General features: G+C 72.3%; 18 protein-coding genes and 2 tRNA genes. 9 read left to right on the forward strand and 11 right to left on the reverse strand.

Annotated features, from left to right (window positions below; all coding sequences use genetic code 11):
* Positions 1-90: 90 nt before the first annotated feature.
* The 4 genes from ABZ851_RS30710 to ABZ851_RS30725 form a co-directional block, all read right to left on the reverse strand.
* A complete protein-coding gene (locus ABZ851_RS30710) occupies positions 91-363 on the reverse strand; it encodes a hypothetical protein (RefSeq protein ID WP_361134403.1) in 273 nt (90 codons plus the stop codon).
* A 197-nt stretch (positions 364-560) separates the two neighbouring features.
* Positions 561-803 (reverse strand): hypothetical protein, encoded by a 243-nt coding sequence (locus ABZ851_RS30715; protein WP_361134406.1) that lies wholly within the window; start codon positions 801-803, stop codon positions 561-563.
* Between the two features lie 22 nt (positions 804-825).
* Positions 826-1,125, reverse strand: a complete 300-nt coding sequence (locus ABZ851_RS30720; RefSeq protein ID WP_361134409.1) for a hypothetical protein — start codon at positions 1,123-1,125, stop codon at positions 826-828.
* Between the two features lie 109 nt (positions 1,126-1,234).
* Complete coding sequence (locus ABZ851_RS30725; RefSeq protein ID WP_361134412.1) at positions 1,235-1,795, reverse strand: LPD29 domain-containing protein; 561 nt, start codon at positions 1,793-1,795, stop codon at positions 1,235-1,237.
* Between the two features lie 527 nt (positions 1,796-2,322).
* On the opposite strand from ABZ851_RS30725, the gene ABZ851_RS30730 reads away from it, so the two are divergent.
* The 4 genes from ABZ851_RS30730 (at position 2,323) to ABZ851_RS30745 (ending at position 4,316) form a co-directional block, all read left to right on the forward strand.
* A complete protein-coding gene (locus tag ABZ851_RS30730; protein ID WP_361134415.1) occupies positions 2,323-2,577 on the forward strand; it encodes a hypothetical protein in 255 nt (84 codons plus the stop codon).
* A 549-nt stretch (positions 2,578-3,126) separates the two neighbouring features.
* Positions 3,127-3,196, forward strand: a tRNA-OTHER gene (locus tag ABZ851_RS30735).
* A 515-nt stretch (positions 3,197-3,711) separates the two neighbouring features.
* Positions 3,712-3,783, forward strand: a tRNA-Arg gene (locus ABZ851_RS30740).
* Positions 3,784-4,058: 275 nt separating this feature from the next.
* Positions 4,059-4,316 (forward strand): hypothetical protein, encoded by a 258-nt coding sequence (locus ABZ851_RS30745; RefSeq protein WP_361134418.1) that lies wholly within the window; start codon positions 4,059-4,061, stop codon positions 4,314-4,316.
* Positions 4,317-5,047: 731 nt separating this feature from the next.
* On the opposite strand, the gene ABZ851_RS30750 is transcribed toward ABZ851_RS30745, so the two are convergent.
* Complete coding sequence (locus ABZ851_RS30750) at positions 5,048-5,557, reverse strand: hypothetical protein (RefSeq protein ID WP_361134421.1); 510 nt, start codon at positions 5,555-5,557, stop codon at positions 5,048-5,050.
* Positions 5,558-6,526: 969 nt separating this feature from the next.
* On the opposite strand from ABZ851_RS30750, the gene ABZ851_RS30755 reads away from it, so the two are divergent.
* Both ABZ851_RS30755 and ABZ851_RS30760 read left to right on the forward strand, forming a co-directional pair.
* Positions 6,527-7,051 carry a hypothetical protein gene (locus tag ABZ851_RS30755; protein ID WP_361134424.1) on the forward strand — a complete coding sequence of 175 codons (525 nt, stop codon included), beginning with the start codon at positions 6,527-6,529 and terminating at the stop codon, positions 7,049-7,051.
* Between the two features lie 98 nt (positions 7,052-7,149).
* Complete coding sequence (locus ABZ851_RS30760; RefSeq protein WP_361134427.1) at positions 7,150-7,443, forward strand: hypothetical protein; 294 nt, start codon at positions 7,150-7,152, stop codon at positions 7,441-7,443.
* Positions 7,444-7,782: 339 nt separating this feature from the next.
* Here ABZ851_RS30760 and ABZ851_RS30765 read toward each other — a convergent pair whose 3' ends face one another.
* From ABZ851_RS30765 to ABZ851_RS30785, 5 genes are all read right to left on the reverse strand, one after another.
* Positions 7,783-8,613 (reverse strand): hypothetical protein, encoded by an 831-nt coding sequence (locus ABZ851_RS30765; protein WP_361134430.1) that lies wholly within the window; start codon positions 8,611-8,613, stop codon positions 7,783-7,785.
* A 95-nt stretch (positions 8,614-8,708) separates the two neighbouring features.
* The gene (locus ABZ851_RS30770; RefSeq protein WP_361134433.1) at positions 8,709-8,951 is read right to left on the reverse strand and encodes a hypothetical protein; all 243 of its coding nucleotides are present in this window, start codon (positions 8,949-8,951) and stop codon (positions 8,709-8,711) included.
* A gap of 301 nt (positions 8,952-9,252) precedes the next feature.
* The gene (locus ABZ851_RS30775) at positions 9,253-9,963 is read right to left on the reverse strand and encodes a hypothetical protein (RefSeq protein WP_361134436.1); all 711 of its coding nucleotides are present in this window, start codon (positions 9,961-9,963) and stop codon (positions 9,253-9,255) included.
* Positions 9,960-10,229: a hypothetical protein gene (locus tag ABZ851_RS30780; protein WP_361134439.1), complete on the reverse strand. Its 270-nt coding sequence runs from the start codon at positions 10,227-10,229 to the stop codon at positions 9,960-9,962. The genes ABZ851_RS30775 and ABZ851_RS30780 overlap by 4 nt, the downstream gene beginning before the upstream one ends.
* 1,048 nt (positions 10,230-11,277) lie before the next feature.
* Positions 11,278-12,612 carry a hypothetical protein gene (locus ABZ851_RS30785; protein ID WP_361134442.1) on the reverse strand — a complete coding sequence of 445 codons (1,335 nt, stop codon included), beginning with the start codon at positions 12,610-12,612 and terminating at the stop codon, positions 11,278-11,280.
* 343 nt (positions 12,613-12,955) lie between these two features.
* On the opposite strand from ABZ851_RS30785, the gene ABZ851_RS30790 reads away from it, so the two are divergent.
* The 3 genes from ABZ851_RS30790 to ABZ851_RS30800 all read left to right on the forward strand — a co-directional run bounded on the left by ABZ851_RS30790 (position 12,956) and on the right by ABZ851_RS30800 (position 14,732).
* A complete protein-coding gene (locus ABZ851_RS30790) occupies positions 12,956-13,657 on the forward strand; it encodes a hypothetical protein (protein ID WP_361134445.1) in 702 nt (233 codons plus the stop codon).
* 339 nt (positions 13,658-13,996) lie between these two features.
* Positions 13,997-14,191: a hypothetical protein gene (locus ABZ851_RS30795; protein WP_361134448.1), complete on the forward strand. Its 195-nt coding sequence runs from the start codon at positions 13,997-13,999 to the stop codon at positions 14,189-14,191.
* Positions 14,192-14,441: 250 nt separating this feature from the next.
* Complete coding sequence (locus ABZ851_RS30800; protein ID WP_361134451.1) at positions 14,442-14,732, forward strand: hypothetical protein; 291 nt, start codon at positions 14,442-14,444, stop codon at positions 14,730-14,732.
* Positions 14,733-15,003: 271 nt separating this feature from the next.
* Here the strand turns inward: ABZ851_RS30800 and ABZ851_RS30805 are convergent, their stop codons facing one another.
* Positions 15,004-15,510 carry a hypothetical protein gene (locus ABZ851_RS30805; RefSeq protein ID WP_361134454.1) on the reverse strand — a complete coding sequence of 169 codons (507 nt, stop codon included), beginning with the start codon at positions 15,508-15,510 and terminating at the stop codon, positions 15,004-15,006.
* Between the last annotated feature and the right edge of the window lie 1,130 nt (positions 15,511-16,640).

Consider the following 16,640-nt stretch of genomic DNA (forward strand, 5'->3'; position numbering starts at 1 on the left):
GTTACGGGGTCTTCGTGCGGGGCGCCGGGTGTGTCGGTGTCAGGGGCTGGACAGGGGGCGGCCCCGCGCGGTGCGCGGGGCCGGGGTTGGTCAAGTCGCGGTGCGGGTGACGCGGTAGCGGCGTGCGTCGTGGTTCCCGACCTTGGCCAGCGCGCTCTGTCCGTTGATGGTCTCCTTGCCGCCGAGGGCCTCTGCGTGCTCGCGGGCCACCTGTCGCCAGATGGCGGCGTCGACCTCGGCGGGCTCGCCCAGGAGGGATGCCGCCGTCGCGTCTGCCAGCTCGTCTGCCACGGTGACCACGGTCTCGATGCCGGGGAGGGTGACGGTGATGCCGTTCTCGTTGACGAGGCGGAGCTGGATCACGGGGATTCCTTCCAGAGAATCTCGGCGGGGTTTCCCTCCCGCCCCTTCTGACTCTTAAGACACTACAGATGCGGCATGGGGAATGCAAGTCTTAAGAGTCAAGCGGTGGAGTCTTCGGATGCGTGCCAGGCTTCGGATCTACGCCAAGTACGGCCGCCCAGGGGGCGCAGGGCCCCCAGAGTCGGCGATCGGAACGGCTACGCGGGGTCCTCGACGAAGGACGCGGTAGCGCGGGCCCACGACGCCCGGTCACAGCAAACGCCAGGCTCCGCGACCGCAGAGAACCATGCGCGCCGGAACGCCTGCGCGCGAAGGCCGTCATAGCCGAACTCACTGATGGCCTCGGCCCGCAGCTGCGCCACCTCATACGGGACGACCAGCGCGCCGGTCTCGTGCATCGACATGTACAGCGCGAGGCCTGCGAGGTTGAGCGTGCCCATCTCGATGTCCCTTCGGTGGCGGTCAGATGTGGTCGTGGGCGGCGTCGCCGAAGCCGCGACGGAGGGCCCCGCGGATGCCGGTGCGCTCGGCGTGAAGGTCGGCCAAGTCCTCGGCCAGGACGCTGAGGGTCACGGGGTCGCTCGTGCGATCCCAAACGCCCCTGAAGGTACGGGTGTCGTCCAGATTGCACATCAGGTCATACAGGGATTCGGGGCGGTTGGAGTTGACGCACTCGGTGGCACCCGCGGCGATGAGTTCGCCGGTCAGCCGAGGGGAAAGGGCGGTCCAGGGGGCGTTCCAGTAGAAGGTCAGGGCGCTCACAGCTGTTTCTCCTTGGTGGGCCGACCGGCGGGTCGCTCCGTCATTTTGACTCTTAAGACTCTACGTTCGAGACGGAGCGAATGCAAGTCTTAAGAGTCAATACGGGTAGTTACTTGTGGTCGAGCGTGATCGCCTCGACCAGCGGCATCCCGGAGTAGACACGGCCAGCGACGGTGACGCTGATGCGACGCGGATTCCGCCGGTCACCGGGGCCGAACTGCGCCAGAAGCGGAGCGGCGACAGCGCTCACCCGCGTGCGACCCGGCCCGCCGGTCCAGCTCACGGAGATCTTCTGGCGGTGCTTGCCCTGGCCGGTACGCACGAAGAACTTCACGTCGGGGAAAGCGCGTCGCAGCTCCTTGCGCAGGTACGCGGCCGCGTACTTGGTGGGGATGGCGCAAATCGCCTCGTTCAGCTCGTCCTCACCGGGCACGGGGGTGACGGAAGTGTGCCGGACGTGCACGAGAGGGCCAGGCTTGCCGTCGACGGTGTACAGCTCGTAGCGCCGGGCGGGGCGGCCGAGCAGGGCTGCGGCCGTGCACGGGCGGCATGCGCACGGCTGAACGGTCCACTCGCCATGCGAGGTTGCGTCGGTGCCGTGGTAGGTGACCCGGGTGCCGGCGGGCAGTCGCAGGGCGAGGTAGGCGACGTCGGCAGTGTTCGTGATCACGGGTCCTCCTGAGGCTATGCGTTCGGGCTTGCGCCCTTCGACTCTTAAGACACTACATTCACTGTCAGGGGATTGCAAGTCTTAAGAGTCGCAGGTGATGCGGGTTTCATGGAGGCGACCCAAGGGGCCGCAATGGCGGCCCGGGGTGACGGTCGACCTGGCCAGCTGGCCGGCGTGGGGCGCACCCTGCGGCGCTGGCCTCGGCGATCGGGGGCGGTGGAAGGGGTGAGCCCCCGACCGCCTTTGACTGTACGACTCTTAAAGCTTGCGTTCGGCGTACGGTTCATGTATTGTCTTAAGAGTCGAACCGGGAGGGGTCATGATTCGCCGCAGCCGCACTCTCAACTATGGCCACAAGGGCCGGAATGGCCGCACGTACGACCGGACGGTCAAGCGGATCGCGAAGCGTCGCGAGAGCCGCCAGTGGCGACGCGAAGTGTGAAGGCGGAACTGGATCACCGCCCTCGCAGGCAATGCCGCAGAAGTGCGACGCCCCGTCGCGATGCTCACCAACGGAAGGAACTTACATGATCACTGAACTGCGCCTCATCGACATGGTGAGCGGCTACAAGGTGAGCACGGTCGAGCTTCCGTTCATGATCCCGGTATCTGCCCCCGACGGCGGGGCGGCCTACGAAACCATGGTGTTCGAGCTGTCGGCGGATGGCGCAGTGATTGATGAAGTGGGCATTCGCCGCTACGCGACCCCGGAGGCCGCGCGCAAGGGGCATGCCGACATGGTTCGCAAGGTGACCCTCATTGAGGATGCGTTTGCGTTCTGACCGCGGGCTCAACGTCTCTTAAGACTTGCGTTCTGCGCCATCCGTGCGTATGGTCTTAAGAGTCAAAAGGTTGCAGTCGAACCGAACGGGGAGCGTCTCACATGGCTACCTATTACCGCACCGGTAAGGGATCACACCGCCACGCGTCGGTGCACTGTGCAGACACCCGCCGCTCCATCTTTACCGGTGACCCGGTCGTGATTCCCGCCGCCGTGGCGGGTGGTCGCCGCTCCTGGCGCTGAGCGAGGCGTTGCATGCCCGGATGGTGGCGCGGCTGCCGCGCACCGCCGCTGGGTTGTGCAAGTGCCCATGTGATCTGCCGGCGAATCTTGGGGATCTGGCACGCGAGGGACTGTGGCCCCCAGGGAGGGGCTGGTTCGGTGCTGCTCCCGGTGCAGGGTCGGCTGTGCCGTCGGGGCTTGTGGTTGTTGGTGTCGGTGGCGCGCCCGTCCGGTTGTCTCTTATGGCTTGCGTGTACCGCCCTCGACCTGTATAGTTTTAAGAGTCAGGCAGGGAGTGGGGGATGGCCTCCTCGGTTCTTGGTTGGCTTGGTCCGTAGCTCAGTTGGTAGAGCGGCTCCACTTGTGGGTGTGCAGGGGTTCGAGTCCCCTCGGATCGCTGGTCGTCAGGGTGTGGGCGGAGCGCCGGTAAGGCCGAACCGTCTCCCTGACGCCGTGTCGGACCCGGGTGCCTGATCAGCGTCCCGGGTTGAAGGAGGGGTAGCTCCCCTCTGGAGCTGCTGGCTTGCACGGCCCCCTTGCCGGGGGCCCGGTCGGGTTCGAATCCCGTCGGCTCACTGGTCCCGCTGCCCTGCCCCCCCCGGGGTGGCGGGACCGCACGCCGGGCCCTCCCTTCCCTTCGGGGGCCCGGCGCCACCTGCCGGGGGCGGGACAGGCGAACGCGCGGCCCAGGGCCGTGCACCGACGCGTCCCGCACCGTAGGCCGGGTGGTTTGTAGGGCTGTTGCGCCGTGGTGGGTGCGCAGGGGTGATGGTCCCTTGACCGGGACGCGATCGCCGACCTCCCGTCCGTTTCCCGAGGTCTGGTACTTCGGGAAACGGACGGCTGCCTGGTGGCGTGAGGTGCTCGGCCGCTCACCCGTGGCCGTTCACTCTTGGCGCGTGCCGGCGGGCTGGCTCCTGTCGTCCAACGGAGAGGGCACCGGACTACGAATCCGGGAATCGGGGTTCGAATCCCCGTGGGAGCACTCAACCCAGATGCTGGGCTGTTGCGCCGATTCGGTGCGCAGGGGTGATGGTCCCGCCGGGACGTGATCGCCGACCTCCCCTCCGCCCCCGCGGGTTGCGCCTGCAGAGGGCGGGTGTGGCGCGGTTGCGGCCGCGGGCGGCTCTCAGCTGACCTGCCCGGCCGTCCTTATGACCACCGGCCGGCTGGTTGGTGCCGGGGGTTGTCAGTGGTCGCCCGTAGCGTGGGAGGCGTGGGTTCGAGAGGGTCGGGCCCGGTCTGCGGGAGGAGCGGCGGATGGGACGTATCAGCATCGACCGTGAGGCTCTGGGCCGCCTTCTGCCGGATGGCCAGGGCGCGGGCGCCTCGTCGTATCAGCAGGCGTTCAACGACCTCGCAGGCACGCACCGGGGCCGGCCGGTGGGGGAGATTCTCCCTGCGCTGCGCCGGGCCGCCGATCGCGCTCTGCTCGGATTTACTCCGGCCGACCTGCGGGAGCAGGCCGTTGCGATCAGCAGCGGAGAGCCCTACGAACTGCGGGTGACGCTCACCTGAAGGCCCGGCGCCGGTTCTTGCGTGAGAGGTATGCGTCCGGTGCTCCGCTCGTACCCTCGTTCGCCGGCGTCCGTCAGCGTCCGGCCGTGTCCGGAGGTGAGCGGGCCCGGGGCGCCACGTCCGGGTGCGTCCCGCCTGGCATCTTCCTGCCTCGTGCCGTCGTCGCGTTGCACCGGCGCCCGGCTACGCCTGCGGGCGGCAGCGGCGTATCGGCACCTTGAGCGGAGCCAGGCGAGCGCGGCCGGACGACCGGCCGGTCGGCCCCGCCGGCCGCCCGGCCCGGGGCCAACGGCCCCGGCCCGCACCGGAGGCCGCCGGGCCCGGCAGGGCCCGGCCTCAGCCCGCCCGGCGCCCCCGAAGGGGGCCGCCCCCTGCCGGCCAACGGCCGGCCCGTTGTCTTCCCGGGTGCGCTGAGTGGCCTATGGGCAACCGGAAACCGCACGACGCGGACTCCGGTTGCTTGTGGGCAACTCGCCCTGGGCCGGGCCGGTCTGCCTGTCGCTGCGCACCGCCCGCGGCCCGGCGCTTTCGCTGTCCTGGGTCCGCCGCCTTGCCCGGCCGGGAGCAGCGGGCTCCGTCGGTCGGCGGACGGCTCGCGGGTCTTCTGCTGCTCGCGGCCGGCTGCGGTGGAGTCCGGGCCGTTGGTGTTCTCCGGCGTGCCAGGGTGACGTCGCCGGTCCTGTCCGGTGCGGGGTGTTCGGCCGGTCGCTGCGCTGGCGCTGTGGGGTTGGTCAGCCGGGCAGGGTGATGCCGAGGGCGGCGGCTCGGGCGTGGACGGCGGTGGGGGTCTCGCCGCCTCGTAGCCGGCGGGCCGTGGTCTGGCCGTCGAGCACGATGTCGAGGGCGGGCAGTGCGATGTGCAGGCGCCGGCAGGCGGCGGCGGTGGCGGCACCCTCGGCGCCGAGGGCTTTGATCCATGCCTCCGTCTCGTGGGGCCACATCCTCAGTTCGGCCCAGGCGGCGGCCTGGGCCCGCAGGACGGATGACCGCATGCGTGGCGCCCGGGCCCGCAGGACGCCGTAGATGTGGTCCTGCAGCGCCCGGAGGTTGTGGCGCCGGCCTGCGCGGGCGGGCCGGGGCGCAGGGACTGGGCGCCGGCGGACGGAGGCCAGTTCGGCGCCCAGGTCGAGGCCCTCGCGCGCGGCGATCGCCTCCGCGCTGGCCGCGCGCGGCTGTTCGGCGGGGGCGAGGTAGTCGTAGATGGCCTGCAGCTCGGGGTCGGTGTAACGCGCAGGGGACATGGGCGTCTCCAAGGGTGGTGGCGGGATGCGGGCATGCGAAAGGCCCCGTACGCACAGGGCGTCGGGGCCTTCGCGGAGGGGCCGGCGAGGTGCCGCCGGACATGAAAAAGGGGCGGCGTCAGCCACCCCATAGGCGGAGTGGGTTCACACCCCGCACAACAGCGGCCAGCGTAGCCGCGCAACTCGCCACGTGGGGCCAACTCGCTTGAATCCGCAGGCCGGTACTCACCGAAGCGGCCCCGCGGCCGCTGGCATCCGCGGGGCCGGGCAGGTCACCGGCGAGGCCGGCGCCGTCCACCAGGCGCGGGTCGGCGGGTGAGCGCAGATCGGCGCCGCCGCCGGGGACGCCGATCTGCGCTCACCCCCGGCTCCCCGGCTCCCCGGCTCCCGGCTCCCGGCTCCCGGCTCCCGGCTCCCGGCTCCCGGCCCCCGGCGGCCGCTCAGCCGCGCGCTGCGCCCGGGGAACGCCTGTTCCGGTACCTCGGGTCCGACGGGGCGTTGTTGGGCCGTGACGGGGCTGCAGGGCGTGCGCAGGGGCGCAACGCGCTCAAGGAGGGGCGGCGGTGGCCGGGGGCGCCTCCTCGACCGCTCGTGCGCTGCTCCGATGCTCCTCCGAGCCCGCATCTGCCACAGGTCGCACTCTTCGACGGGGCTGGGAAGGGAAATAGCAAGCGAAATGAAGCCGGAATTCAGAAGCATTTCCGCGACGGAATTGGCAGAGAGGGTGACGGGAATTCGGTACCGATGCGGTGGGCCGGCGGGCCCGGGCCGTTCGGCGACCGTCACGCGAGGCCGCCCCGCTGCTCCCGGTGCGCGCCGGCATCCGCTGCCGCTCCCACCCGCCCGCGGGCAGGTGTGCGACTCCTCCCGGTACGTCTCTTAAGACTTGCTAGTCCCGCATGCGGTATGTATTGTCTTAAGAGACGAAAGCGGGTGCGGTTCATGTGGCCGCAGTGAGGGGTGTGTTCGATGAAGCGCAACAAGCCGATCGTGAAGCGCCGGAAGGCGGGGACGCAGATGCAGCGCCGCTCGGCCTACCGGTTCGACGACCAGAGCACCAGCTACTGGGCGCTCGCGGTGCGGCAGTCCTTCGTAGGCGTGCGGGAGAACGTGCTGGACATGACCGGTGCCGTGCCCGCCGGGGACTTCTCGGACCTCCCGGAAGACCCGCGCATGCGCGGCGGCCTGCTGCGCTGGCGGCTTCAGCGGGACGGCAGGACGGAGTACGTCTATGGCCGCCAGCAGTGGAGCCGGGACGGAGGGTTCAGGCGCGACACCCTGCCCCTCTCCCCGGACGTGTTCCACGTCTTCACCGCCAGCCGCAGGGCCTGCACGCGAGGCAGCAGGTGCCCGCTGACCTTCTACCTCCTCTCGGACTCCGACATCGAGGTGCCGCGCCACCACCCGGACCGCTGCCCCATGAACGTCCTCGACGACGGCACGCCCTGGCGCCTGGCAGGCCGCGTCGTGCCTGACGGGGCCTTCATCTGCTGACCCACCCGCCCGGGCCCCAGTAGGGCCCGGGCTCCGTCCCACCGCCCGGATGCCCCGCCGACAGCCCCCGGCTGCCCGGCAGATGACAGGAGACCCCCTTGCCCGAGCCGATGACCGCAGCACGCCTTGCTGCTCTCGAATCCGCCGTCGAGAACACCGGATCGTTGCCCGCCTTGCAGCTGCGGGAACTGCTCGACGAGCTGAAGCGTGCCCGCTGCGAGGCGGACGAGCAGTACACGGAAGCCGACTACTGGCGGGAGAGCTACCGGCTCGCCAAGGGGCTGAGCTTCGATGAGATCGGCGCCATCATCGCCGTCCGGGACGCCTCCAGGGCCCACCCCCGCCCCTGCCGCTTCCCGCACGAAGCCTGCTGCTGCGAGGACCTGCACTGACACTCCCGCCAACGGCCCGCCCGCCGCTGCGCTCCTCGCCCGCGCGGGGCAAGGGCTCAACTGGCGCCGGGGCCAACGGCTCCCGGCCCGCACCCGCCCCCCCCGGGCCCCGACAGGGGCCCGGCCCCACCACAGCCGGCGCCCCCGACAGGGGGCCGCCCCACGCCGGCCAACGGCCGGCCCGCGTGCGCTCGTCTGGCCCGTACGGTCGGCCACCTCCTGCCGGCACCCGGGCCGAACCGCGCCCGCGACGTCGTCCCCACGCCCCTCGGCAGTCAGCCGCTGCTGCTCCTCGCCGTTGTGCCGGATCGCTGTCCGCCCTGCTGTGCGCTGGTCTGGTCAGCGGTCGGTCTCTGTGTCCGGCCGGGTGTGTGCGGTGTACGCGGCGAGCTCGGCACGCAGGTTGCGCCCCGTGCCGGCCGCCGACTGCGCCAGCTCCTGGAGCTCGTCGTCGGTGAGGGCATCGACCCATGCGGTCATCCGCCGGTGGGCGGCTTCCTCCTCGTCGTGCAACTGCTGGTCGTACCAGTCGCGTTCGGGACCGGTGAGCCAGGGCCGGGCGGCTTCGTCCTGCTGGCGCCGCTCCTCGGCGCGCTCGGCGATGTCGCACGGATATACCGCCGGCGGCCGCGGCCCGGCCAGGATCCGCCGGCGGGCGGCGAGCAGCGCGCCGGCGGCGTCCTCGCCCGCTCCGCAGGCCTCCGCGAAGCCGGCCAGGAGCTGCTCACCGGGCAGACGCCGGCCGGTCAGGGCGTTGTGCAGCGCGCTGCGGGAGAACCGGCCCCCGCCCCGGGCGGTCAGCTCGTCCAGGGTGGGCTCGCCGGCGGCGGTGCGCATGCAGCGCATGGCCCGGGCCAGCCCGGCCCCGGTGGTGACCCGGCCCGGCAGGTACGGGACAGGCCGGCCTGCCGGCGGCGGCCGGCGGACGGCGGCCACCGCTGCTTCCTGCAACCGCACGAGGGCCTGTTCGCCCGGCATCCGCTGCAGGCGTGCGGCGGCCTCCTCGTCGGTTGCCGCACGGGCGTGGGCGGCGGCGCGCGCACCGCCCAGGAACGCCAGGACGGTGCGCCGGGAGGGCGGGCTGCTGCCGTTGAGGGCCTGGCGCAGGGTGTAGGCGGAGACGGGCATGTCGGCCCTGGCCGTCCAGGTGGCGAGGCTGAGGAAGGTCATGCGCCCCTTCGCGGCGCGCAACCGGCCCCGCAGCACGGCCAGTTCCTCCGGCTCGGCCGGCGGCCGGGCGCGGCGGCCGGGGCCGGACGGGCAGGTCACCCGCGGCTGCCGGAGGTGAGCGCGGTGAGCAGGCGGCCCGCGCGGCCGGGCAGCAGCAGGAGGCCGGCCGCCGCGGTGAACGCGGTCAGGACGGCGGGGATGGGGCGTTCGAGGACGGCGAGCACGGTCACCGCGGCGATGGCGGCGATGACGACGGCCGCCTCGCCGGCGCTCAGACGCGTGGATGCGACGGGGGCCGGTTCGGCGCCGGCGTGCTGGGCGGGAGGGGGAGCGGCCATGGCGGTTCTCCTGAGTGTTGTCGGGCAGGGTGGGGCCGAGCGGGTCCTGCGAGGAACGCGGGCCCGGCGCGGTGAGCCGATGGTGGCAGCGCCTGTGTCACCCGCGCGAGCGGATCAGCCGGCAGCCCGAAGCCGACGCCGTCTCGGGCGCTTCGGCAAGCCCCAGCTCAGGGCCAGAAGCGTGCAAGGCCCGTCCACGCCTGCCGTAGCCGCAGATGCCGGGCCCCGCGGCTGCCTTCGAATGCCGGCAGGTGGTCAGGCGTAGCGGAGGCGGGCGGTGAAGGTTCGCAGCGCGGCGAGCTCACCGGCCGGCACATCGCACAGGCCCTTGTTGTCGTCCCTGCTCCCGCGCACAGCGCATCCTGATCCACTCGTCCAGCTGGCGCCGCTCCTCGGCTGCCTCGGCCTCGCGGGGCCGAGGCCCCGGCGGCGCTGCGGCGAAGGTGCCGGCGATCTGGTTGCGTAACCTCAGCAGCTCCCGGGCAGTGCGGTCGCTGGTGCGGCAGACCGCCAGGAACGCGCTCAGCTGCGCGGCGTTGGGCAGCCGTTGCCCGCGCAGGACCGCGGACAGTGTGGACCGGGGAAGCAGCCCGCCGGCTTGCGGCGCGTTCTGCAGGGCCCGCAGGGAGGGAGCGCCGGCATCGCTGCGGATGCGGCGCATGGCCGCGGCGAGGCCCTGGTGTGTGGTGATGCGCCCGGGGGAGTAGGGCCGCAGGCGGCGCGGCACCGAGCCGGCCCGCGCCGCCGCCTTCTGAGCCGCGGCAAGCAGCTGTCCCGCCTCGTCCCGGTCGCCTCCCGCGCCGGCGGCGTACGCGCAGACCGTGCGCCAGGTGGGCAGCCGGCCATCGACGGCCCGCCGCAGCGTGCACGGATGGACGGCAATGCCCAGGCCGGTGGCCGCGGCGGCCAGCTGCTTGTAGGTGTGCCGGCCCTTGTGGCGCAGCAGCCAGTCGACGAGATGGCGCAGTTCCTCGGTGGCGCCGGCCAGGCCGGCGCCAAGGCGGTGCGTCAACTCAAGCCCTGCCCGGTCGAGCTGCAACCGCCCGGCCCGGCGGGACGCGGCAGCAGCAGCGCGGCCGCGGCCACACCGAGACCGATCAAGGCCGCGGGGACGGGCAGGTGCGCGAGGGTGAGCGCCGTGTCGGCGCCCACGACGGTGACCACGACCGCGGCTTCGGCCGCGCCGAGCCGGCTACCCGGCCCGGCGCAGCACACAGGGCCGGCGGCGGGCCCGGGCCGGGCGCCCTCGTAGGGCTCGGGGACAGTCGGAGTGGACATGGCGGACCTCCGGGCCGGGTGCGGGACGCCGCGGCGGCCGCAGACGGCACGCGCGGATATCTCCCCTTCGGCGGCCAGGAGTTGGCCGCCGGGGGGACGTGCCGATGGTGGCAGTGCAGCGCCCCGCGATCCAGCGCACCGGCCCGCTGCCGACGAGTGACGTGACATGCGCGCCGCGGGAGTCGTTGCTGGTCACCGGCCGCAGGCGAGCAAATGGTGTCCCACCGCCCGCGCCACGCCCCACCGCCCGCGCCGAGGCCCTGCCGGCCCGGCGCGCCGCAGCACCCGGCGACCGCGATCGTGCCCAGGAGGCCCCGCCGCCCCCGTGCCGCCGCACCGGGAGGGCGCCGTGGCGCGGAAAACCTCGCGGGCACAAGGAGTTGATGCACAGGCGGCCCAGCCACGCGGAGGCCCCACGCTCCTGATCTCCGACGGCCATGAGCGTTGACGTGCGCTGATCGTGCTGTGCGGACATGGCCGCCCCGGGGGTTGATGCTTTCCTGTCCCCTGCCCGGTTGCTGGCGGTCCAGCGCGGGTGCGAAGGTCCTGGCAGTTCCCTTCGACATCGCGGACTTCTCCACCAGCGGCGACCGGAACACACCAGGCGCCCGACGTGTGGCAGCGCACGGCGCCACGGAAGGGCCGGCCCGATACGGGCCGGCCCGCACCGGCCCACGAGGGCCCCGACAGGGGCCCGGCCCCACCACAGCCGGCGCCCCCGAAGGGGGCCGCCCCACGCCGGCCAACGGCCGGCCCCGCCGCTCCTCCTCGCCCACCCCCTGCGGTCCGCCTCCTCCCGCCGGTCCCCGGGCCCGAGCCTCACCGGCGACATCGGGCGGGGCGCTCCCGCCCCGCCCGCTTGCGCCACCAACCAGGCCGGCCCGGGGCCGCCTACGCCGGCAGCCGGCCTCTGCTGCTCCTCGCCGCCCTGCAGACCCGCTGTCCGACCCCGCTGCGCGCACTACCGTGGCGCCCCGCTGCTGCGCGCAGCGCGAAGCAGGCCGCCGGGGAGTCGAGGTGGTAGCTGTGCCGTGGACGGACCCGCGGATCAGCCGGCGGCGCGGGAGCGGGGCGGCCGGTAGACGGTGGTGGTGGGGGCCAGGGGCAGGTCGCGGCGGATGCGGGTGCGGGGGACGAAGTAGCGCTCCCGGGTGAAGGTCACACCTTCGAGGGCACCGTCCTTGTAGACGGGGCCCACCAGCCGGCCGCGCTCGTCGCGGATCCCGATCCGTACGCCCGGCTTCCAGTGCGCGCGCCGCCACGTGCCCCACGTGAGCGGCCTCCGAGAGCCCGCAGGCTCGGGGCCGGGCTCGGGGGGATGTTCGGGTGGTGGGGTGAAGTCCAGGGCGCGTACGTGGTGCCAGGCACCGTTTCGGCCGGCCTCGCTGCGCGCGATGCGGGCCAGGGTGCTGCGCGCCTCCGGCCGGCCGCCGGCCTCGGGAAGGGCCGGCGGCTCCGTCCAGCGCGCGAACGCCAACTGGGCGGCGTACCCGTACAGCACACGTCCGCCGGCGTGGTCGCCGTACGCGGCGGGCTGCAGCATCACCGACCGGCGGCCGACGGCGTCGTAAGCGGCCAGCAGCAGGAACCCGGTCGTGGTGTCCAGCGACCCGTCCGGGCGGGCGGCCAGCAGACCGCCGAGGATCGCGGGCTGACGGCCGAGGCAGCCGCCGGCCTCGATCAGCTCGGCGAGCTCGGCGTCATCCGCCTGCGCGGCGGCCAGCGGCACGGGCTCGTGAACCACCAGCGACCACGGCGCCGGCAGCCGCAGCGCCGCACGCGTCTCCTTGTCCAGGGGCGCGGTGGTGACCACATCGAAGGCCAGGGGAGCGGGGATGAAGTGCGCGGCGGCCAGGTAGGCGGCCGTCCCGCTCAACGCGGTCACCATCCGCTGGAACTGCTGCTGCGCCCCGCCGCCATACCCGTCGTCGCGGAAGTCGCCGGCCGACAACAGCCCGGAACGCAGCGCCCCGACGTCGGCCGGCACCAGGCCGGTCAGGTCCTCCGGCAGCGGGCGGTGGATCCGCGCGTACCGCGCTTCGCGCTCCCATGCCTCCTGCTGCGTGCGCAAGGCCACCGCGGCGACGTCGACGACGTCGCCCTCCGCATCCTGGAGGGCAAGGACGATCTTGGAGTCGTGCGGCAGCTCCTCCCACACCACGCCGTGCTCGGCCGCCAGTTGCTCGGCGGCGCCGCACTCGACGACCACCCGCTGCCACAGCTCGCCCAGTGGCCGGTCCCAGGGCCCCTCACCGTCGCCGAGGAGGAACTGCTTCCACCGGCCCTCGCGCAGGTCCGAGAATGTGAACCCGCCGGCGCCCCCACCGGTGCCCGGGGCAGGCGGGCGCGCGAACGCGGTATCGAGGAGGGCCTGCACACTCACCCCCCGCCCAACGACCCACGCCCCGCCAGGTCACCACCACCCTCCCCCGAAGGACCCAACCACCCGGGAGCCAACGGCTCCCGGCCCGCACCCGCCCACCCGGGCCCCGACAGGGGCCCGGCCCCCACCACAGCCGGCGCCCCGAAGGGGGCCGCCCACCGCCGGCCAACGGCCGGCCCCGCCGCTGCTCCTCCTCGCTCCCGGATCTCGCCCCGCCGTGCGCATGTCCAGGAGCCTGCCGTCGATCTGCTGCGCCCCACCGTTCCTATTCGTCTCTTAAGGCTTGCTATGTTCGCAATGTCGATGTAGTGTCTTAAGAGTCAAAAGAGCCGGAAGGAATGCCATGCGCCTGAGCGTCACCGTCACCCCCGACGACATCAAGCCCGACAGCAAGTGGGCCCTCATCCAGGGCCTCGACACCATCGGCGTGGTGGAGCGCTACGACTGGCCGGCCGGCAGCAGGTTCGCCGGCACCCCCTTCGAGCTGTGGACCCCGGGCAGCCCCAAGACCCCTGTGCCCCGGTTCGCCACCCTGGATGAGGCCACCGCGGCCGCCGACGAACTCGCCGAGCAGCGCGCCCGCAACAGCCGCCTGAAGCCCTTCGAGGTGCTCCGCGAGACCTACCGCGGCAGCGAGATCACCATCACCTTCACCCCGGCCACCGCCAGCGGCCGCCAGCGTCGCGCCGCCCACCACACCGCCACCCTCGACGGCCGGCCCGTCGACTGCCCGGCGGGCCCTGTGGAGACCGTCGCCAAGAAGCTGCGCAAGGACATCGACATCCAGCACGCCGACGAGGAACTGCTGCCCAAGCTGCGCCCCCTCATCGACTCCCTCCCGAACGTGGCGGGCATGCCGGGCTGGGACGACGGCGCCGCCCCGAAGGTCGGCGACGTCGCGTACGTCTGGGCGCGCGGGATGTGCCGCCGGGGCCTGGTCGTCGACGTCGCCAGGACCCGCGCCACGGTGGCCTACGTGACCGCCACGAACCCCACCCGCGTGCACCGCAAGGCCGACAAGTTCGACGAGCTGGTCGCCGGCTGACCGACCCGCCCCTCCGGCCCGGGCCCCGACAGGGGCCCGGCCCCGGCCCCAACGGCGCCCCCGACAGGGGCCGCCCCACCGCCGGCCAACGGCCGGCCCGCCTCGCTTCCACTCCCGGCCACGCCCCGGCACCGGCAGGGCACAGCCCTTGCTCGCGAAAGGACCGCATGTACTGCCACTGCCTGATCTGCGGTGACCACTACCGCCTCGACCCCGCTTCACCCACTCCTGAGCTCTGCCCCGACTGCACCGAACGCCGCGACTGACTGCCCGCCGCTCGCCGTGGCCCCGTCCACCGACGCCGCCGGCCCTGCTGCTCCCCGACTTCTAGAAGGCCCCATGCCCGCCTGTACGACCTCCGCCCACCGCCCGTTTTGGGTCGTGGCCCAACGCCGGTGCAATCACTCGGCGTTCAACGGCTACCGGCGCACCCCCTCGCTCTACTCCCGGATCGAGTGCACCGCCCCCGGCTGCACCGCGGCCTGGCGGACGAAGGCCGCCTACGTCGACGAGGTGCCCGACGCCCGCCAGTAGCTGACCCGGCCACCGGCAGCGCCTCGCTGCCGCCTGTCCTCCTGGCGGTCCGCTGACGGGCCTGCCAGCACGTCGCCGACGTCGTCCTGGCGCTCATCGCCGCGCCCGCTCGACTGCGCCCTGCCGTTCGCCGGCCGACGAGGCCGCCGGCGGCCGCTGGCCGAACGGAGAAGTGGCCGGAACGGCCCCAGCCTGGCAGCCCAGGCCCGTACGCTCGACCTATCACCCCGCACCCGACGAGGAGCCCCTTATGACCGCCCAGGACCCCCGCATCACCTCCGGCACGTTCCTTCGAGGAGGGGAGGACAAGACCACCTCCGAGATTGACCTGTCGTCGCTCCTGGCCGCCGCTGCCGAGGCAACCGACGTTCGTACCAACCGCGTGCTCATGGTCGACCTCGACCCGCAGCGCTCTGACGAGGACTGGACGCCGGTCCTGATCGACACCCCCGGCTGCTTCCACGACCTCCCCCAGGCGACGCCGGACGACTCCCTGCCGCCCTTGCCGCTGCCGGGCCCGATCTACCCGAACGCAGGCTGACCCACGGCGCGCAGGCCACCGCTGCGCCCCACGGCCGCAACGAGTACCAGGAAGCATGAGCACCGACCATCACCACGCCCACGGCGCAGAAGACGACCACCGCCGTCAGTTCGTCGCTCGCGCCCAACAGCGCCCGGCGCCACCAACCCGCTCCGGACACTGACGAGGCGCAGCTGGCCGAGCTGTACGACGCGGCCCTCGATGACTGCCGCGCCTGTCAGGAATGTCTTCTCGCCCCCGCTGCCCACGGCCGGCCAGGGCGGCCGCAGGCTCAGGAGCCGATCGCCGCGGCCTGCGCCAAGCCGCGGAAGACGCCGGCTCGCCAGATCACGCCGGTCGTCGTCACCTGCGCCGACAGTGCCTCGTACGCCGCGAGCGGACCCACCAGGCGCTTTTGCTCCTCCTCGTCGAGCCGGTACCGGGGCGGCGTGATCCCCGGGTTCTCATCCCGCCACGCACGCAGCGCCTGAATCGCCGGCCACGACGTCCACCAGCACGCAGCCACGGCCTGAGCGGCCAGCGAGGCGTCCAGCCGCGCGGAGATCCGCTCCGGGAAGCCGCCCGGCCCGCTGTCGCGAGACCCGGGCCAACGGCCCTGGTCCCACGCTTCCTCGGGCGCCGGATCCCACACCCGCTCCCACCCGCGCACCCGCAGTTCCTCGCGCACCCCGTACGCCACCAGCGCGTCACGTACGTCCAGCAGTTCACCAGCCGCCCGCAGCCGGCGCACCTCGCTGCGCCAGGCCGCCCGTACCGCCGCGGCCTGAGTCCGCGTCAACCCCCGCGTAAGCCAACGGTTCCCCTCCGCCGACAACCGTGCCGCCCGCTGCTCCTGTGCGCTCACCGCGTTAGCAACTCGCTGCCGCACCCCTTCCTCCACCGCAATCAACACCGGATGCGCCGCACGCTCAACCATGGCTCCCCTGCCGGGCGTTCGTATCTTGCAAGACTCGCCGAACCCTAGAGCTGGCCAGCCCCCGCCGCGCCGCAGACACCCGAGCCCGAGGCACCCAACGGGCGCCTCATCGCGCCCGCATAAAGAAAACAGCAACCAAATACCGAACCACCTCCTGAAATTCCAGCCCCCAAAGAAGCACCCCACACAACAAACCGAATCACATATCAATAGAACGGCGCGAGAATTCACAACGACGCCCACCACTCCCGCAAATACACCCACACCAAGCCGCCCCACATAAACCCCTCAGAGCCAGAATATGAACCGACGCAACACCCGAATAGCCAACACGAAAGCCGCCCCGCAAGCGACACAATTCCGAGCGCACGAAATTCAAACAGGGCACCCTTCAACTCGCCGCACAAACCCACCAGGCCCCCGCGGCCAACGGCCGCTCAACTGTGGCCGCACTACCAGAACTTCGTATATTGCAAGACTCGCAAACCAGGCCACCCACCCCCCTCCACACCTCCCAGCCCACACAGCGCCAACGGCGCCCCCACAGCCACCACCAGGGCCGACAGGCCCAACCCCCCACCTCACAACCCCTCCACGCCCCACAGCCGGCCCGACAGGGCCGAGCCCCACCACCCCACCGCCCGGAACGGGCGAACCACCAACAACCCACCAAACACACAAAACTGACGAACCAACAAAAACCAGGGCCCCGACAGGGGCCCCAAAATTCCGAAGGAATTTCAAACAACACCAAAGCAAGAATTCCTCCAGCGGAGGAATTCAAGCCGCAAAACAAGGCCCCCAACGGGGGCCGACATAAACCCACCAAGAATTCCCCAACGGGGAATTCCAGGGGCCTTTATTGGGCCGAAAGGCCCAATTCAAAGCCATTTATGGCTCCGCCCCCCATGCCGCTCAAGGAATCCTATGCAAGACCTTAGGATTGCCGTCGGGGGGCGTCAACGGAGGCTCCCGGCCGCGTCGGCCGGATC

Origin of the sequence: Streptomyces sp. NPDC047049, from assembly GCF_040643995.1 — a bacterium.
GTDB classification, from domain to species: Bacteria; Actinomycetota; Actinomycetes; order Streptomycetales; family Streptomycetaceae; genus Streptomyces; species Streptomyces mooreae.